Annotated in this window: 1 protein-coding gene; it reads right to left on the reverse strand. The window is 53.1% G+C overall.

Features of this window, described 5'->3' with window-relative positions:
- Window positions 1-827: transposase family protein (locus V6D20_21850; GenBank protein HEY9818428.1), on the reverse strand; the 827-nt coding region annotated here is incomplete at its 3' end.
- Window positions 828-1,190 lie beyond the last annotated feature (363 nt).

Consider the following 1,190-nt stretch of genomic DNA (forward strand, 5'->3'; position numbering starts at 1 on the left):
GCCACGCGGAAAATTTTAATCACTCGAATCACATGCTCCACCGCGACTCGCTTCTGGCTCAACTGACGATTAAACTCTTTTTGCTCTTGAGTCAGGCCTCCTTTGGGAGGCTTTTTGTGCGGAGTGGTCGTATTGTGTCGACCCACATAGGCTTTGTCCCCAATGAAGGACAGTTCCTCTGGCAATTCATCTTGCGTGTGCTCAAACAGTTTGCTGTCGCTGCACGGTCCCTTCTCCCCAAGAACCACATCCACGAGGTCCACTCCATTGGGCAAGGTGATCACTTGGTTTTTGCGGGTGTGCTGCTTCTGTTTGCCGGAGTAATGCGCCTCCTGCTGTTGCTCATCACTCGGTCGAGGAATCGGTTGCTCCCAGGTATCGACCAACAAGGCTCCTTCGGGGAGCTCGGCCAGCCAGTGTTCTAACTCGGCGCGTTCAATACTAGAGCACTCCTGCTGCCATTGTTCGAGCAAACTGGCGGGCAACTGGCTGCGAAGATAGGGCAGCATCTCATGGATGTAGTTCCACACGGTTGATTCTGAACACTCAATGGTCTCTGCAATCGCTTGCATTGTCCAATGGTGCCGTAGATACATCAGGGTGACGAGCAATCGACACAGCAGGTGAGTCTCCTTTTTGCGTCCGCCACCCGCTTGCCGTTTCCGATCGGGTCGTTGAGCCTGTTGTTGGCGCTCCGTGTGTTCCGCTTCTGCAATGCGCTGCCAGAGTTCCCACAACGCATCGGCTCCCATCCCCACCATGCGTTTGCCGTGTTGAGGGCGCTTATTGACTAAGTGCAGTAACCGGTTGAAGAACCTCTGATTCATTCGCGATCTCCACAGGGGTGACTCTTTTATTGTGACCTCTTGGCTTATTTTTGAAGATGTCTAATAGAGCCACCTGATCCTGAAGGGATAGAGATTCGACAGCATCGATCGCCTGCTGAAAAGCTGATATCTGCTCTGGCATCACTCTGTACAATTCTGAATACTCATCTGGCCTGATCCTAGCATCGAGCTGCCAGCGTAGGCGATCGCGCTTCGCACACGCTGGGCGATCGCGCCTCGCATACATTATGCGATCGCCTAAAATGCTAGGTAGAGCCACAGCGACGGTAAATCAATGGTTTCAATTCCCATCACCTTAGAGCAACTCATCGCAGCCGTGCAGCAGTTGCACCCCGAAGAACG

It is taken from the genome of Candidatus Obscuribacterales bacterium, from assembly GCA_036703605.1.
Classification (GTDB): Bacteria; Cyanobacteriota; Cyanobacteriia; order RECH01; family RECH01; genus RECH01.